Source organism: Arcicella aquatica, from assembly GCF_034928825.1.
Lineage (GTDB): Bacteria > Bacteroidota > Bacteroidia > Cytophagales > Spirosomataceae > Arcicella > Arcicella aquatica.
Window position 1 is genome coordinate 65,252 of the sequence record NZ_JAYFUL010000014.1, and the last position, 17,298, is coordinate 82,549.

At 35.3% G+C, this 17,298-nt stretch carries 12 protein-coding genes; 8 read left to right on the forward strand and 4 right to left on the reverse strand.

Annotated features, from left to right (window positions below; genetic code table 11):
* Position 1: 1 nt before the first annotated feature.
* The 3 genes from argH (at position 2) to VB264_RS10870 (ending at position 4,371) form a co-directional block, all read left to right on the forward strand.
* Positions 2–1,339, forward strand: coding sequence for an argininosuccinate lyase (gene argH / locus VB264_RS10860; RefSeq protein ID WP_323249255.1), 1,338 nt, complete (start codon positions 2–4; stop codon positions 1,337–1,339).
* 89 nt (positions 1,340–1,428) lie between these two features.
* Entirely contained in the window at positions 1,429–1,572 is a 144-nt protein-coding gene (locus VB264_RS10865; RefSeq protein WP_323249257.1) for a hypothetical protein, read from the forward strand.
* Between the two features lie 429 nt (positions 1,573–2,001).
* Positions 2,002–4,371, forward strand: coding sequence for an ABC transporter permease (locus VB264_RS10870; RefSeq protein WP_323249258.1), 2,370 nt, complete (start codon positions 2,002–2,004; stop codon positions 4,369–4,371).
* 359 nt (positions 4,372–4,730) lie between these two features.
* Here VB264_RS10870 and VB264_RS10875 read toward each other — a convergent pair whose 3' ends face one another.
* Positions 4,731–5,519: a LytR/AlgR family response regulator transcription factor gene (locus tag VB264_RS10875; RefSeq protein ID WP_323249260.1), complete on the reverse strand. Its 789-nt coding sequence runs from the start codon at positions 5,517–5,519 to the stop codon at positions 4,731–4,733.
* Positions 5,520–5,591: 72 nt separating this feature from the next.
* Here VB264_RS10875 and VB264_RS10880 point away from each other — a divergent pair, with 72 nt between their 5' ends.
* Positions 5,592–6,140 carry a GNAT family N-acetyltransferase gene (locus VB264_RS10880; RefSeq protein ID WP_323249262.1) on the forward strand — a complete coding sequence of 183 codons (549 nt, stop codon included), beginning with the start codon at positions 5,592–5,594 and terminating at the stop codon, positions 6,138–6,140.
* Positions 6,141–6,314: 174 nt separating this feature from the next.
* Here the strand turns inward: VB264_RS10880 and VB264_RS10885 are convergent, their stop codons facing one another.
* From VB264_RS10885 to VB264_RS10895, 3 genes are all read right to left on the reverse strand, one after another.
* Positions 6,315–7,388 (reverse strand): sensor histidine kinase, encoded by a 1,074-nt coding sequence (locus tag VB264_RS10885; RefSeq protein WP_323249264.1) that lies wholly within the window; start codon positions 7,386–7,388, stop codon positions 6,315–6,317.
* 53 nt (positions 7,389–7,441) lie between these two features.
* Positions 7,442–8,083: a hypothetical protein gene (locus tag VB264_RS10890; RefSeq protein WP_323249265.1), complete on the reverse strand. Its 642-nt coding sequence runs from the start codon at positions 8,081–8,083 to the stop codon at positions 7,442–7,444.
* Between the two features lie 315 nt (positions 8,084–8,398).
* The gene (locus VB264_RS10895) at positions 8,399–10,606 is read right to left on the reverse strand and encodes a TonB-dependent receptor (RefSeq protein WP_323249267.1); all 2,208 of its coding nucleotides are present in this window, start codon (positions 10,604–10,606) and stop codon (positions 8,399–8,401) included.
* A gap of 269 nt (positions 10,607–10,875) precedes the next feature.
* Between VB264_RS10895 and VB264_RS10900 the strand changes: the two genes are divergently transcribed.
* From VB264_RS10900 to VB264_RS10915, 4 genes are all read left to right on the forward strand, one after another.
* Positions 10,876–11,304, forward strand: coding sequence for a MarR family winged helix-turn-helix transcriptional regulator (locus tag VB264_RS10900; RefSeq protein WP_323249268.1), 429 nt, complete (start codon positions 10,876–10,878; stop codon positions 11,302–11,304).
* 69 nt (positions 11,305–11,373) lie between these two features.
* The gene (locus VB264_RS10905; RefSeq protein WP_323249270.1) at positions 11,374–12,705 is read left to right on the forward strand and encodes a TolC family protein; all 1,332 of its coding nucleotides are present in this window, start codon (positions 11,374–11,376) and stop codon (positions 12,703–12,705) included.
* Positions 12,706–12,716: 11 nt separating this feature from the next.
* Positions 12,717–13,772 carry an efflux RND transporter periplasmic adaptor subunit gene (locus tag VB264_RS10910; RefSeq protein ID WP_323249271.1) on the forward strand — a complete coding sequence of 352 codons (1,056 nt, stop codon included), beginning with the start codon at positions 12,717–12,719 and terminating at the stop codon, positions 13,770–13,772.
* 11 nt (positions 13,773–13,783) lie between these two features.
* A complete protein-coding gene (locus VB264_RS10915; protein ID WP_323249273.1) occupies positions 13,784–16,888 on the forward strand; it encodes an efflux RND transporter permease subunit in 3,105 nt (1,034 codons plus the stop codon).
* Positions 16,889–17,298: the final 410 nt, after the last annotated feature.

Here is a 17,298-nt window from a genome sequence, read left to right on the forward strand (position 1 = left end):
ATTGAGCAAACTCTGGCAAAAAGATAATGTTTCGGTAAACGAAAAAATTGAAAAATTTACCGTTGGGCGTGACCCTGAATTTGATGTACTCCTCGCTGAATTTGATGTGTTGGGGTCTTTGGCTCATACACAGATGTTAGAAAGTATTGGTTTGCTTGAAAAATCAGAACTATCTGAAATTCAGCAAGAACTAAAGGCAATTTATCAGACTATTCAAGCAGGGGATTTTATCATTGAAGAAGGTATTGAAGATGTCCATTCACAGGTAGAATTGATGCTTACGCGTAAATTGGGTGAGGCTGGCAAGAAGATACATTCGGGGCGTTCGCGCAACGACCAAGTATTGGTAGACCTAAAACTTTTCACCCGTAGTCGTTTGCAAGAAGTGGCTGAGTCGTCTAATCAATTGTTTGAATTGTTGATTTCTTTGAGTGAAAAATTCAAAGAGGTGCTATTACCGGGATACACTCACTTACAAATTGCGATGCCTTCAAGTTTCGGTTTGTGGTTTGGGGCTTATGCTGAAAGTTTGGTGGATGATATGGAAATGTTGCAAACAGCTTATCGTTTGGCCAACAAAAACCCGCTAGGTTCTGGGGCAGGCTATGGTTCGTCTTTTCCGTTGAACCGCACGATGACTACTGAATTATTAGGGTTTGACAACCTTCATTATAATGTAGTGTACGCTCAGATGTCGCGTGGTAAAACTGAATTGTTTGCTACTACAGCCATTGCTCAATTTGCCTCAACGCTTTCTAGATTGGCAATGGATATTTGCTTGTACAATTCTCAGAATTTTGGCTTTATTAAATTGCCCGATGAAATGACAACAGGTAGTTCTATCATGCCACATAAAAAGAATCCTGATGTAGCAGAATTGTTAAGAGGGAAAACCAATCGTTTGAAAGGACTTCCTAACGAAATTATGTTGGTAATGGGTAATTTACCTTCGGGGTATCATCGTGAAATGCAGATTTTGAAAGAAATATTGATGCCTGCTTTTGATGAGATACTGAATTGTTTAGACATGACTTACTTCATGCTTTCGAATATTCAAGTCAAAGAAGGTATTCTGGAAGACACCAAATATGATTTATTATTTTCGGTAGAACGAGTAAACGAGTTAGTATTGCAGGGCGTACCTTTCCGTGAGGCTTATAAAATTATCGGTAACGAAATCAATTCAAATACTTATACACCTAATCGTGATTTAAAACACAGTCACGAAGGAAGTATTGGTAACTTGTGTAATGACCAAATTACAGCCATGATGCAAGAAGTTATAGGAAGATTTGGCTTTGAAAAAGTACAAAATGCTGTAGATGATTTATTGAAATAAAGTTTTTTTCACCTCAATGAATCAAAAAAAACATTGAGGTGAAAACTAATTAAATAGTACTTACGTTAATCTGGAAATCGTAATTAACATTGGAAACAAATCAGACTCCACCCAAAAAAGACTTTCGTGCATGGCTCAAACGCATAGGTTGGGCAGGTTTTTTCTTTTTCTTAATCAAAGGATTACTTTGGTTAATTGTTCCTTACTTAATTGCTAAAGGAATTTTTAAGTGAGGCAGTTAGTGATTGAGTTGTGAGTTAGTGATTAATTTTTCTTCCAGTCTCAAAAATCCAAAATTCTTGCCTCTTTTGTCTTCCAGTCCTAAAGTCCTCAAATCCTGAAGTCTTTAAAATCTCTTGCTTCTTGCCTCTTTTGTCTTAAAGTGTTCTTCTTCAAATCCGTACACCTATTGTCCGAAATCGGACAACAACTCTCGTTATATTATTTTAAATTATTGATAATCAGTTGATTGTATTTTTGGCATAAGTTTGGTTATCCTTAAAAAGGATAGGTTAACCAACTTCAAACGTTATGTTAATCAATTACCTAAAAATATCAATCCGAAACCTCGTAAGAAACAAGGTTTATTCCTTCATCAATATTGGTGGACTTACCGTGGGTATGGCTATAGTAACAGAAATAAACTATAATAATTTAATAACATGCTCAAACACCATTTCTTAACAATTTATAGAGGATTCATGCGTGCCAAAAGCATATTTTTTATTAACTTAATTGGCCTCTCAACAGCTTTATCAAGCATTATATTAATTTACCTTTGGGTGAATCAACAATGGTCTGTTGATAAATTTCATTATAGATTTGAAAATATTTTTCAAGTAATGGAACATCAAGACCAAAACGGAAAAATAATTACATCAGGTGAGACAGCAGATTTTTTATCGCAGGCTTTGGTAAAAGAATTTCCAGAAATTGAGTATGCAACAATTGTAACACCTCCAAATTTTTTCCCCACGTTTTCATTATTTTCCGATGGAAAACCCTTAAATGGAATAGGCAAATTTGCTGACAAAGATTTTTTCAAAATATTTTCTTATAAACTGGTTTATGGGAATTCTGATCAAGTTTTAACGAATAAAAGCAATATCGTTATCTCAAAATCATTGGCTCAAAATCTTTATAAAACCAATGAGAATGCTATTGGAAAAACAATAGAATGGGAAATGATGGGGCAAAAAAATCTTGCTATCGTTTCTGGCATTTTTGATGACATACCTTTAAATGCATCCGAGAAATTCGACTTTATAATGCCTTTTGATTTCTTCAAAGATTTAATGGGAATAGAGCAACAAAAGCCAGATTGGGATTCTAAAGCACCGTTCTTAACATATATTAGAGTTAAAGACAATATTAACATTGTACATTTAGATGAAAAAATCGGCAAGTTATTACTATCAAAAAGTGCAAATTCAAAACTTAGAAAACTGTTCATTAAATCGTATTCAGATAATTATCTTTTTGGAACTTATGAAAACGGAAAGCAAGTAGGAGGAAGAATAGAATATGTGATTTTATTTATATTGATTGCCGTTTTAATTCTTGTGATTGCTTGTATAAATTTTGTGAATTTATCAACTGCACAAGCATTTAAAAAATTAAAAGGAACAGGTATAAAAAGGATTTTAGGAGCAAAATATGAAACCCTGATATATCAATACCTGGGAGAATCTTTTACTATAACTTTAATTTCTATATTTTTTGCAGTAATAATAGTAGAACAAGTTTTACCATACTTTAATGAGATTACTAGTGCAAGTGTTGAATTAAAGTTTGGCTTTGATTTGATTATTTCACTTATAATTCTTCTTATATTAACTACTCTTTTAGCAGGATTGTATCCTGCATATTTCCTCTCAAAATTTTCCCCATCAAAAGTATTAAAAGGTCAATTCAATACATCAGTTGGGCAACTTTGGGCAAGAAAAGGATTAGTAATATTTCAGTTTTCACTTTCTATGGTTTTTGTTTTTGTGGTTTTAGTTGTTTCAAAACAATTAACATATATGCAGACGAAACCTCTTGGCTATGATAAGGAAAATGTAATATTTTTTGAGATAAAAGGAAAGGTTATGGAAAATTCAGAAGCTTTTATTTCAGAATTAAAAAAAATACCTGGAGTAATAAAGGTTTCAGGAATGATGGGAAATTTAATAAATAAGATGGAAGATGGAAGAATGCCAGGTACTCATGAGTGGCAGGGAAACAAAATTCCCATGAATAATTCAGCCATAAATTATGAATTTATAGAGCTTCTGGGACTAAAAATAAAAGAAGGTCGTCCGTTTTCCAAAGAATATACAAATGATTTAAATAAAGTTATTTACAATGAAGCAGCAATAGAAGCTTTAAAAATAAAAAATCCGATTGGTAAAATTGTAAATGGAAAAGAGATATTAGGAGTTGTAAAAAACTTTCATTTTCAATCCCTTCATGAGCCGATAAAGCCTTATTGTTTTCGTTTAGAGCCTCAATCATTAAGTACTATATTTGTTAAAATTCAAGCTGGAACGGAAGTGAAAACTATTAGAAAACTGCAAGATTTTTATTCACATTTTAATCCTGAGTTTGCATTTAACTTTGAATTTCTTGATAGAGATTATCAAGAGCAATACATTGGTGAAAAAAGAGTTGCAATCCTTTCAGCATACGCAGCTTTAATGGCAATCCTAATTTCATGCCTTGGTCTATTTGGTTTAACTACATTTACTATTCAGCAACGCACCAAAGAAATAGGAATCCGTAAGGTTTTAGGAGCACCTGTACTCAATCTTTGGCAATTACTTTCAAAAGACTTAGTGGTGTTGGTGATCATTTCTTGCCTTATCGCTGTTCCAATTGCTTATTATTTTATGCACGAATGGCTACAAAAATACACCTATCGAACAGAAATTTCTTGGTGGATTTTTGTAGTAGCAGGTGCTGGAGCTTTGGTAATTACTTTATTGACGGTGAGTTATCAGGCAATAAAAGTGGCTTTGGTGAATCCTGTGAAGAGTTTGAAGACAGAATAAATAATGTTTAAATAGTTAGAAAAATGCTAAGAAATTATTTAAAATCGCCTAAAAAAGCTAACGTTAAAACAACGTTATTCTTTCAAGATTAAAGTCTCTTAAAATGAATATTCAGAATTATAAGCCTTATAAAAGGTAAGAGTTCTGGATATTTTGCCCTTTATAAAAGGCATATCAATCTCAGTTCCAACACTCCCATTTTCCCCAAATTCCTCCAGTCACCAAATCAAAAAATCTTATATTTTTTCTCTTCAAGTCCTCCAGTCCCACAATCCTAAAGTCTCGAAAAAAACTCTAGATTCTCGCTTCTTTTGTCTTCACGTCCTAAAGTCCCCAAATCCTCAAGTCCCAAAAAAAAGCTAAATCTCAAACAAACCCTTAATCGCTTCCCCAAAAGTCCCACCAGACATCATTTTACTTTGTGCTTTATCCTTCATCGTAATTTGAAATTTTCCATTAAAATGCTTTTCTATTTCTTTGATTTTCTGAGTATTGACAATGTTCGCTCTACTAATTTGTAAAAATTGAGCAGAAGGCAGTTTCTCTGCAAGGATAGAAATCGTGTAGCTCGTTAGATACTTTTGCCCGTCAAGGGTAATCAAAAAAACATATTTATCATCAGCCTCAAAATGGCTAATATCTTGTAAATCAATCAATAAAATTTTGTTGCCCGTTTTTACGGAAATTGAGCTAATAGCCTTTTTAGGCTTCATTGCCTCAATCATTTTTAGTAGATTATCATTGAATAGATTCTCTTGATTGGTAGGCTGTTCTATTTTGGCTACCGTGTTCGACTGCCAGAGCATCAATTTCTGCACAGTTTTATCCAACCTTTCATATTCGATGGGCTTCAAGAGGTAATCTATTGAGTTTTCTTCAAAAGCTTTGATAGCATATTCGTCGAAAGCCGTAGCAAAAACTACCAAAGGCATAAAAGTAAGGCGTGAAAGCATTTCAAAGCCCGTCATGACAGGCATTTCAATATCTAAAAAAATCAAATCAGGACGGAGCGTTTCTACGAGCGAAAGCCCTTCGGCTCCATTGTTTGCACGCCCTATTATCTCAAAAGTATCCTTATATTTGCCAAGCAATCTTTCGAGGCGATTGATAGCGAGTTTTTCATCGTCGATTAATATTGTTTTAAACATAGTTTTTATCACGATTTGCCAAATCGTTGATTAATTTTAATACACACGATGTAGCGAATCGTGGAGATAATAATGATAGAAATATATTCTGAGCGCTTAAAATTAATACCTTTAGATAATGATTTATTGACGCTTTGGTTTATTCAAAGTAGAGATAAGATGGTAGAAAAATTAGGTTTAAATCCATCTACATGGGAAATTAGCGATTTTGACAAAGCTGAAACTTTGGATGCTTTAGTTAATTTTTGGCTTCCGATGACGGCTGAAAATTCTGACATTTTTTTTTGGTACACCAACTGGGAAATAGTTTTAGTGGCTGAAAATATCTCTATTGGTGGTATTGGTTTTGCTGGATTTCCAGACCAAGATGGCGTAACCATGGTGGGCTATTTTATTGATGGTAAGCACCGTGAAAAAGGTTATGCTACTGAAGCCCTCAATTGTTTGATAGATTGGGCAAGCCTTGAACCATCGTTAAAAACCATCATTGCCGATACCCCATTTTTTAATTTACCTTCTCAGAACGTACTCAAAAAAGCAGGTTTCAGAGAATTTGGCATTGCCGAAGTACAGCACATCGAAAAAATGCAAGTTAAAAACTGGAAACTAAAAATCCGTTAATTATTGTATGCTTTAGGCAATAAGCTTTAGGCTGTAAGCTATTGGCGGTAAACTGTATAGTAATCTTTTGTTTTCAGTACATTGTCAAAAAAATGCTTAAATTTTTTACTAGACTACTACATAAAAAGTAAATCTTTCAAAGCTTATTGCCTACCGCCTAAAGCCTACCGCTTATTACCTACAGCCTTTTACAGGCAAAGCAATAATAACAACTTTCTCTGGTTTATTGGTCAGTTCCATCGAAGCATGTTCGCCTGAAAGCAAACGAAGTTTATCTTGGATAGATTTTAAACCATAACCAGAAAAAATATTATCTGGAAAGGGAACACCGTTATCAAAAATCTTGATAATTAAGTTGTCTTCTTCCTGCGAGACCTTAATTTTCAAGATACCTTGGCCTGCAATTTTTGAAATACCATGTTTGATGGCATTTTCTATAATAGGCTGTAACAAAAATCTCGGTATTTTGTATTTTCTAAAAGCTTCGTCTTCAAATTCAACCGAGTAAACCAATCGCTCATCAAAACGGATTTTCTCAATTTCTAGATAAGTTTTTACAATCTCTAATTCGTTTTCTAAGGTATCAAAATGTTCCTGACTTCGTCCTGTTGAATAGCGATAGAATTTTGAAAGGTTCAATACCATGTGTTCGGCTTTGTCGGGGTCATCATGAACGAGCGAAGCGATAGAGTTCAAGGAATTATACAAAAAATGAGGATTGATTTTAGCTTCCAATGCCTCTAGCTCTGCCCTGATTTTTAGGTCGTTTAATTGTAATAGCTGATATTCCTGTTCAGTCATTTTAATGAGCCTTGTGCGTTCATGGGTAAACCAATAGTAGATAATATTTGCACCAAGTATAGGCCCCAACACAAATAATAAATCATAATAATCTCTGGAATAATTAGCGGCTCTTTCAGTCGTATGATCTTCAAAAAGACCATATAGCAATGAAAAACTAAAAAACTTTAGTATTGCCGAGACTATCATACAGAGCGTTAAAATGCCATGCCTTACTAATGAAAACCTACTAAAAGAACCAAACTTGATGAATAACCAGCACAAACCAATCATCATGGTGGCATCATAGATATTGCTGTAAATTACATTAATAAAGAAATCTTTGTATTGACTTTTCCCTCGGATAATAGCGATAATAAAATAGAAATGCCCATTAAAGGCCATTACAGTAAAAAAGCCTATCAACCAGAAACGTCCCCAAAAACTTGATTTTAATTCCTTTGCCATAAAAATGAATGACGGCTTTTACACCGTCATAATTCTTGTATAATTTTATTATCTTAATTACATGCCTTCGCCATGCCCTTGATTTGTTCTACACCCCAGTTTGGACTAATAGGGCTTATTGCTTTGAAGTTAGCGAATTTTTCTAAGGCTTTTTGGATTTCAGGACAAGCATTTTTTGCTCCTCCACCAAATTGCTCTGGTGTATAAAAAATCATTTGAGCTTTCAAAGCATACGCTCTAGGGTTTTCAGGATTAATTGCTTTTGCTTTGTTAATAGCTCCTTCAAAAGCTGAACCATATTTCATAAACCTAGCTTGCCCATCCACCGAAATACGCATCATCGCTATTTGTGCTTTCAATACTTCTACTTCGTCTAAGCTTGTCACTTTTTGCTGTGCAAGTTTTTCTACAAAAGTATCGGCTTTGTCTAAGTACTTATCAATATCATCGCCCTTTTGTTGAATGGCGATAATTGTGTAGGTTAAGCAAGCATAATAATTTGGCAACCATTCTGCGGTTTCGGAACTGGCAATTCTTTCAAATTTATTAGCTACTTCTTGGAATGAGGCAACATCTTTGGCTTGTCCTAATTGTACCAAGGTTTCGCCCATGGCTTTATTAAAGCGTTCGCTATCGGTGGCTTTTGAGATAAAAACTGTTAATGCAATAATGAAAGTTAAGAATAGATTTTTCATGATAATATTCGGTTATGTTTTTGTGTGAGTATTTTCTTTTTGATGAAGCTGTTTAAACTTTCCGTTTCTGAGGTGAAAGTATTGTATTTTTGAATTGATTTTTTCAAAATTTGCGAAGCATAGCATCGCTACGTTGAGTAAATTTTGGAACAAGCTATTCAAAAAGACTTAGTTTAACCCGAAAGAGAAAGTTTAAACAGCTTCGATGTTTCAAAAGTAGGTTACGCTAGCTTTTGAATGAATGCAATTCCGATGAACTACGTATTTCAAGGGGTGAGTTATCGTTTTCTTAGCGTGAAAAATGTTTGTGTTTTATCAATTTTTACGCATATCCTCGGGCAATACTTTTTTCTTTGAAATCGTGATAAATGTACCAAGCATAATCATGCGATAGGCCGCTGGTCTTACTTCTGTGCGTGTCTTGCCATCATCCGAATAACGATAATTATACACATTGTGTGTTCCTAAAATATTATCAACCGAAAAGTAAACCACCATAAAATTGCCTTTGATGTTGGTCAAGTAATTAACCCAAATGCTGGTATTATGTACAACAGGGGTGCGGTCGGACATAAATACTGGATTGTTCGGGTTATAGTAAGGGCGACCACTCGTGAAGGAATATGTTCCCGAAACTGTCATCATAGGTTTGGCAATGTATTGCTTGTAAATAACATTTAGGTTATGGTTTGATACAAAGCTAGGTTGTGTTTCAGTAAGGTAATTGCCAGCCAAACGCTTTGAGTCGCAGTAACTATAGTTCACCCACAATTGCCCGTTCTTAAAAGATTTGTTATCACGAAAGAATACATCAAGTCCTTGAGCATCGCCAAAACCCGAATTGTCAGTTCTACCATTTGGAAAACGTTGGGGATTGGCATCAAAATAGTTTTCTTGGGCCGGATATTCACGCACTAAGTTTGAATACTTTTTATAATAAGCCTCCACCCTGAAAGTACGGTTATCTTTAATAACTTGATAGTTCAATACTGCATGAGTTGCTTTTTCATATCCTAACGTTTTGTTGTAGTAATAGTATTGAAAATCAGGCGTTTGGTAGAAACTACCTCCTGCGGCTGATATTTGTGAATAAAGCCCTGTTTTATAAGCCAAAGAAAATCTTGGCGCTACATTAAAGCTTGATGCTAAGGATGAATACTCGGCTCTAACACCAATTCTACCAGCCAATTTACGGGTTAAGTAAAACTCTGATTCAGAGAATAGTGTTTCAAAATTATCCGTCAATTTGTATTGTTTTGCATCGCTCAAAGCTTGGGCTATTGTTAAGCCATACTCAGCAATGTGTCCTTCTGTACCAAACAAAATATTTGAGCCATTATCAAATGACTTTATCGCAACAGCTCTGAATTGAGAACGCTGTTCAGTTTTTTCAAAAGCATCAGCATTTACGCTTAGGATATCTTTGTTATAAGAATAAGAAGCGCCCGATTTCAATACCCATGCTGCATTTTTGTCTAAGGCTTTTTGATAAGTACTTGTTATTAGGATGTTATCGTTTTTTATCCCAAATCGTGCAAGCGAAAGATTTTGGTCAGTATTATTGAACATCATACCAGACTCGCTTTTGGCATATACTGCATCTAGCTTAAAGGCTGCATCTGCCGACGGTTTCAAACGATAAGAGGCTGCGGCATTAATTTGTTCGGGGATTTTTACCCAATCTATATTTTGTGGATATATCTTGAATAAGGGTGTTAAATTAGTATAAGCTAGTGTTCCGCTGATTGAATGGTTGTCGGATAAATTTGTATAAGCAGTAGCAAGCTGTGCAAAATTTGCATTGACAGTATAACTTGATTCCGTCGCTAAATCGGTGGTGTTCATCAATAATACTGCTGACAAAGCCTGACCATATTGAGCAGAATATCCACCTGTTGAGAACGCTGAACCTTTGAACTGAAAAGGAGAGAAGCGTGAACGAGAGGCCACATCAGGCGAAGCAGTATTATAAGCATTTTGAACGGTTAGTCCATCAATCAAAATTTTAGATTCCTGTGCCGAACCTCCTCTAACAAACATCCCTGTCGACTCACCGTTGCGTTGTGACCCCGGAGTTAACAATGTCATGGTTTTGGTGATGTCAGCTCCGCCACCCGCAGTAGTTACAATATCCAATGGTTTTATCAATGTTGTTTTCTTTTCGTCTGATGCTTCAAAAGTGCCTGCTGTAACAGTGACAGTATTTAGTTCGTTCGCTGATTCTTTAAGTTTGAAAATAACTTCAATATTCTTCTGATCCATCAAAATACTTTTATTAAAGGTATCAAAACCTACAAAAGTACAAACGAGTATTTGTTCACCTTTTTCGGTAGAGGTAAATCTAAAGTTCCCATCCGCATCAGCAGTTGCACCATCATAAGAGCCTTTCAATGAGATGTTTGCTCCTGGTAAGCCTTTGCCTTTTTCATCAAGCACTTTGCCTGTTACCGTAGTTTGTGAAAAAACTTGCGTAGCAATAAATAAGAAATAGAGGATTAATAGATAAGTAAAGGTTTTCATCATCGTGTTGTTTAATTGACGATTCAAAACAACTTCAAAATGAATATTTATTGAATCATTTTCCGATGAAATGAGGATTCTGATGGATGAACTAAGGATTTTTAAGAGGGAATTTTAATTGAATATTCTGAAATCATCCTATTTTATTTTTTGAATGTTGGCAGGAACTAAAAGTTTCTAAAAAATAATAGTGTAGCAGTTTGGAAATCAAAACTTTAGTTGTAATTTTGAATCGTTGTACTTGTCAACTATTTATTATTACAACTAATAATATGGATATTAATCAAAACTCATTTCAATTTTTATTTGCCACCACAATCAAAGCATTGTTTAAGCAAACGGCTAAAAACTTTGAAGAAAATGGTCTGATGATTACTCCTGAACAAAATTTTATTTTGAAAATCCTCTCTCAAGAAGATTCTATTCAGTCAGACTTAGCAGATATTATGAAAAAAGATAAGTCTGCTGTCATGCGTCACATCGACCAGCTAGAAAACCTAGGCTTAGTTGTGCGTGTAAATGACTCAATCGACCGTCGTAAAAAGCATATTGTTATTACTGAAGACGGTTCTGAGATGTTGAAAAAATGCGAGGAAATTATCAATCAGAACACCCATAAGAATCTTAAAAACATTTCAGACGAAGATTTAGCCATCTTCAAAAGTGTATTAATCAAATTAAAAGAAAACGCTGAAAAGTAGTTTTTTTGCCTAAAAGGTTGATGTTGTCAATCTTTTCAAATTCAATAATAACCAAATCAACTATATTTTATGAAAACGAGAAAATTGCTCTTCTATTTATGGCTCGCCCTGAGTGGATTTTCAACGCAAGCTCAAAAGGTAATGACACTAAAAGAATGTATAGCGTTTACCTTACAAAACCATACAAGCAATAGCATTTATGAAAACGAAATAGCGATTGCCAAAGAAAAATCAAGAGAAGCCTTGGCGGGGTATTTACCACAAGTAAATACAACCATTACTTTTGATGATAACCTAAAAAGACAGGTTTCTGTGATTCCAGCAGGTGCTTTTAGTCCCACAGAAATTCGTTTACAATTTGGTAATCAATACAATACCAATGGTACGGCTCAGGTAGACCAAGTGATTTTTGATAAATCAATGTTGGTAGGTATCAAGGCTGCCGAACCCAACAATCAGGTATCGTTATTGAAAAGAGAGCAAAATCAAGATAACCTTATTTATAGCACTACAGGGGCATATTTTCAAGTATTGGTTTATGTAGAACAAGAGAAAATATTGCTTGAAAACGAAAAGAAATACCGTGAACTATTGGGAATATTGAAATTGCGATTAGACAAAGGAGTTATCAAAAAAACCGAATATGACCGCACCCAAGTAAGCTTGAATAACATCCTGTCTCAGAAATCTATTCTTCAAGCTAATAAGCAAGTGGCTATTAATAAACTGAAAAATGCTATGGGAATGCCTTTGAATGAACCCTTGAATGTTTCTGAAATAGGCAATTATGAAAGTTTTGTAGCAGTTTCAGCAGAAAATACAACCGATATTACTAATCTTTTAGATTATAGAATTCAACAAAATAATATCCTGCTCCAAGAATTTGATGTTAAACGCAAACACGCAGCATATCTGCCTACTGTAAGTGCCTATGCTCGTTATGGAGTAATGGCGTTTGGCAATGAAATCAATCAATCTTTCAAAAACTGGATAGATTTCTCAGCAATTGGCTTGAAAGTAAATGTGCCAATTTTTAGTGGTTATCGCAAGAGCAGTCAAGTGCAACAGGCTGAACTGACGCTGCAAAATGCTAGAGCTAATCTGAAAATTAATACCAATACAATGGATATGCAGTTTCAGAATGCGAATGCTCAACTACAAAAATCATCATCAGATTTAGCCACTAACCGAGAAAATTTGAATTTAGCCAAAGAGGTTTATGATAATAGCGAATTGGAGTATCAAAAGGGCGTATCAACGCTGTCAGACTTACTCAATTCAGATTATTCTTATAAAGAAGCACAGAGTAACTATGTTACATCCTTGATAAATTTCTTGAGCTCGCGTCTCGAATATGAAAAATCTAAAGGAACCTTAAAAAGCTATATTAGTCAATTTTAATTCAACCAGATATGAAAAAGTCATTCATCGTTACCCTCACAATATTTGCCTTCGCAGGCTTGATAGCCTTTACCTTATTCAGAAACAAGAAAAAAATTGAAGCTAATAAAGTAGTAGTAGATCGTTCCATTATTCCTGTTTCGGTTGCTACTGCCAAAGCTCAACTATTACCTTTTGATGGAAAGGTATCGTTACCAGCTTCGTTAGAATTGAGTAATGAAGCAACCATTGCCGTAGGCATCCAAGGCAAAATTCAGAAATTAACCATTGATATTGGTTCACGCGTTGCCAAAGGTCAGATTGTCGGTACGCTTGACAATCGTTTGAAAAGTATAACATTGAAAACTAACGAGCTAACCCTTGCTAAATTAGAAAAAGATTATGCCCGAAACAACGATTTATATAAAGGTAATGCTGGTACTGAATTGAGTGTAGTGAATGCTAAGTACGACGTTGAAAATACTCGTTTACAGATAGAACAAGTAAAACAGCAAATTGAAGACGGCAATATTATTTCGCCGATTAGTGGTGTGGTTACAGCTCGTAAATTAGTTGCTGGCGAATTTGTAAGCCCTGGTACTGTCATTGCAACTGTTACAGATGATGTACACTTGAAGACAGTAGTTTTTGTAAATGAAAAAGATGTCTATCAATTACGTTTAGGACAAACAGCAAAAGTTAGTTCGGATGTATTTCCAAATAAAAGTTTCTCAGGTCAAATAAAGTTTATTTCGCCAAAAGGTGATGAAAACCATAATTATCGTGTGGAATTACTATTGAATACCAACGTGCTCCGTGCGGGTACTTATGTAATGGTTGATTTTGATTTAGGTAGAAAAGCAACGTTACTACAAATTCCTAAGCTAGCCTTAGCAGAAGGTACAAAGAATCCTTTTGTCTATGTAGTAGAAGGCAATACGGTCGTACTCCGTAAAATTACTGTGGGCCGTGAGATAGGCGAAAACATAGAAGTGATTAGTGGCTTAGTAGCTGGCGAAGAAGTGGTTACAAGTGGACAAATCAACTTGACCAATGGCAGTAAAATTACAAAAACCACCAACCAATAATTTTAAGAAATATGTCAATTACTGAAATAGCCATAAAACGACCATTACTGATTACAGTAATTTTCGTGACGTTGATTTTATTTGGTTTTGTAAGTTATAAACAACTGAATTATAATTTATTGCCCAAGTTTGAAGCTAACGTAATCATCGTTCAAACAACGTATCGTGGTGCGTCGTCTGAAGAAGTACAAAATACAATTACGAAACCTGTAGAAGAAGCCGTTTCGGCCATAGAAGGGGTAGATAAAATTTCGTCATCATCATCTGAAGGTGTATCGTTAATCACCGTTCAATTGAAAGCGGGCATTAATACACTGAATGCCCAGAGAGATGCCGAAAGAAAGATTAATCAAATTAAATCAACGCTACCTGATGATGTAGACGACCCCGTAGTAAGTAGATTTAATACAGACGAAATTCCTGTATTGAGAATAAGTGCCTCGGCAAAAATGTCAGAACCAGCTTTGTACGACCTTATCGACCAAAAATTAAAACCAATTTTATCGAATGTGCCAGGTGTAGGAACGGTTCGATTGATTGGTGGTAATGAACGTGAAATTCAGGTTACTTTTGATAATGATAAACTGCAAGCCTACAATATCTCATCGGCACAGGCTAGTCAATTGATTGCCAATAGTAATAGCTCATACCCAGCAGGTAGTGTATTGAATAATGAAAATAGAACCTCTATACGTCTGGATGCCAAAATTGTAAAAGTAGAAGACCTTCGTGAACTAATCGTTCGCCAAAATGCTGACGGTAGCCGAGTTTTATTAAAAGACATTGCTATCATTACAGATGCACAAACAGAAACCAAAACCCTTAACCGAAATAATGGTAAGGCTGGGATAGGGATTGAGATTGTAAAACAAGCCGATGCTAATGCTGTAAACGTAAGCAAATTGGTAAAAGAAAAGTTGAAAACAATCCAAGCACAGTATGCTAGCAAGGGATTTAGCTATGATATTGCCGCCGACCAGTCTATTTATACGCTTGCTTCGGCAGATGCCGTAATACACGATTTATTTCTGGCCATTATCATCGTTGGTTTAGTAATGTTGTTCTTCTTACACAGTTTCAGAAGTTCAATATTTGTATTGATTGCCATTCCTTCGGCGATGATTCCGACGTTCATTTTGATGTACTTATTCGGATTCTCGCTCAACTTAATGAGTTTGATGGGGCTTTCCTTGGTAGTTGGTATTCTAGTAGATGATAGTATCGTGGTTTTAGAAAATATCTATCGCTACCTCGAAATGGGTAAATCTAAAATGGAAGCGGCGATTGAAGGACGAAGTGAAATTGGGTTTACTGCTATTGCCATTACATTAGTAGACGTTGTGGTATTCCTACCACTTTCAATGAGTGGAGGATTGATTGGAAATATTCTTCGTGAGTTCTCTTTGGTAGTAGTATTCTCTACTTTGATGAGTTTATTTGTTTCTTTTACGCTTACTCCTTTGTTGGCATCACGTTGGGGAAAAATAGAAATCCTCAGTGAAGATACCCTTTGGGGAAAAATAAACCTTGGTTTTGAACGCTTCCTTGATGGGCTGAAAGAAGATTATGGTACTATCCTAAGATGGACGTTAGGACACAAACGCTATGTACTTATCGGTATTATCTTGATGTTCATTGGGTCGATTGCTTTATTGGCCAAGGGCTTTATTGGGTCATCATTTGCAGGGTCTGGCGACCGTGGAGAGTTTTCAGTGCAGTTAGAAATGTCGCCACAAACACCTTTATCGCAAACCAATTTGATGGTGAAACAAGCCGAAGCCATTTTATTGAGAAAACCAGAAGTAACCAAAGTGTTCTCTAACGTTGGGACACAGACTGGAGCCGTGGGTACAGGTAGCGCTAATTCAAACATCGCGGAGCTTTCGGTTACGCTAGTAGATAAAGAACATCGTAACATTTCTACAGATGCGATGGGAATGTTGGTAAGAGATGAAATATCAAAAATACCGGGTGTAAAAGTTGTTGTTCGCCCTACTTCACTGACTGGTGGTAGCGAAGCACCTATCCAAGTAGCGATTAAAGGCACAGATATGGATAAGATTTTGGAAACAGCTAAAATTGTGAAAGAAGTCGTTCGTAAAACACCTGGTACTGACTATGTAGAATTTAGCACTAAAAGTCCTAAAACAGAGATTGCTATTAATCTTGACCGTGAAAAAATCACGAAAGCAGGTTTGACAATTCCTGAAGTAGGCTTGGCTGTGCAATTGGCTTTTAGAGGAAACGACCAAAGCAAATTCAAACAAGGAGGAGAGGAATATCCGATTAATATCTCTTTAGAGAAATCTGATAAGCGTTCTATCGAAAATGTGAGAGAATTGACGTTAAGGAATAGTCGTGGAGCAATCATTCGCTTAAAAGAAGTAGCCAATGTGAGTGAAATTGTGGGACAAGCTGTGTTAGAACGTTCAGACCGTATGAATGCTATCAAAGTAACGGCCTCAACCGTGGGACGAGCAACAGGAACTGTAGTAGCGGATATTCAAAAAACGTTGAGTACTGTAAAACTACCTGATGGTGTTATTATTGAATATCAAGGAGAAGCACAACGCCAAGCAGATGCTTTTGGTAGCTTAGGTTTAGCCATGTTATTAGGTATCTTATTGGTTTATTTAATCATGGTAGCCCTGTACGAAAGTACTATTTATCCATTTGTGGTATTGTTTTCTATTCCTGTTGCTTTGATTGGGGCATTATTGGCCTTGGCTTTGACGATGGAATCTCTGACAATTTTTGCCATCGTAGGATTGATTATGTTATTAGGGCTAGTAGCCAAAAATGGTATTTTGATTGTAGACTTTACTAATCACCTGAAAGAAAAAGGGATGTCTGTAACGGAAGCATTGATAGAAGCAGGTAAAGAACGTTTACGTCCTATTTTGATGACTACCATCGCCATGATAGCAGGGATGTTGCCTATTGCCTTAGCAAGTGGTTCAGGAGCGGAAGTGAAAAATGGGATGGCTTGGGTAATTATCGGAGGTTTAACTAGCTCGTTATTATTAACGCTGTTGTTAGTACCAAGTATGTACTTCATCATCGAAAGCTTGAAAAATAGAGTCTTGAATTGGAGAAAAAAGAAAGCAAATGCTTAGAAGTATAAAAATATAGTATTTTTCGAGCTAAAGTTTTTCTTGAAACGTTGTTAATCCTTTTTGAGCATTTGTCTTAAAAAGGATTAACGATGTTTTTATTATTTCGTATATAATATTATGCTATGACTTTTAGTTATAATATGACTTGAATAAATAGCGCCTTTTAACTACAGGTTAGGGAATGGTTTAGTATGAACTATTAGCTCGTGAGGATATATTTACAAAAATTAAAAATAATCTAACAATCTCTTTATTTTAGATGTTATATTATGAAGCTGTTTAAACTTTTCCTTTCGGATTAAACTAAGTCTTTTAGAATAGCTTGTTCCAAAATTTACTCAACGTAGCGATGCTATGCTTCGCAAATTTTGAAAAAATCAATTCAAAAATACAATACTTTCACCTCGGAA

Excerpts from the sequence above, each read along its gene's own strand:
- VB264_RS10870 (WP_323249258.1), top strand. The coding sequence starts at position 2,002 with ATGCTCAAACACCATTTCTTAACAATTTATAGAGGATTCATGCGTGCC.
- VB264_RS10875 (WP_323249260.1), bottom strand. The coding sequence starts at position 5,519 with ATGTTTAAAACAATATTAATCGACGATGAAAAACTCGCTATCAATCGC.
- VB264_RS10880 (WP_323249262.1), top strand. The coding sequence starts at position 5,592 with ATGATAGAAATATATTCTGAGCGCTTAAAATTAATACCTTTAGATAAT.
- VB264_RS10885 (WP_323249264.1), bottom strand. The coding sequence starts at position 7,388 with ATGGCAAAGGAATTAAAATCAAGTTTTTGGGGACGTTTCTGGTTGATA.
- VB264_RS10890 (WP_323249265.1), bottom strand. The coding sequence starts at position 8,083 with ATGAAAAATCTATTCTTAACTTTCATTATTGCATTAACAGTTTTTATC.
- VB264_RS10895 (WP_323249267.1), bottom strand. The coding sequence starts at position 10,606 with ATGATGAAAACCTTTACTTATCTATTAATCCTCTATTTCTTATTTATT.
- VB264_RS10900 (WP_323249268.1), top strand. The coding sequence starts at position 10,876 with ATGGATATTAATCAAAACTCATTTCAATTTTTATTTGCCACCACAATC.
- VB264_RS10905 (WP_323249270.1), top strand. The coding sequence starts at position 11,374 with ATGAAAACGAGAAAATTGCTCTTCTATTTATGGCTCGCCCTGAGTGGA.
- VB264_RS10910 (WP_323249271.1), top strand. The coding sequence starts at position 12,717 with ATGAAAAAGTCATTCATCGTTACCCTCACAATATTTGCCTTCGCAGGC.
- VB264_RS10915 (WP_323249273.1), top strand. The coding sequence starts at position 13,784 with ATGTCAATTACTGAAATAGCCATAAAACGACCATTACTGATTACAGTA.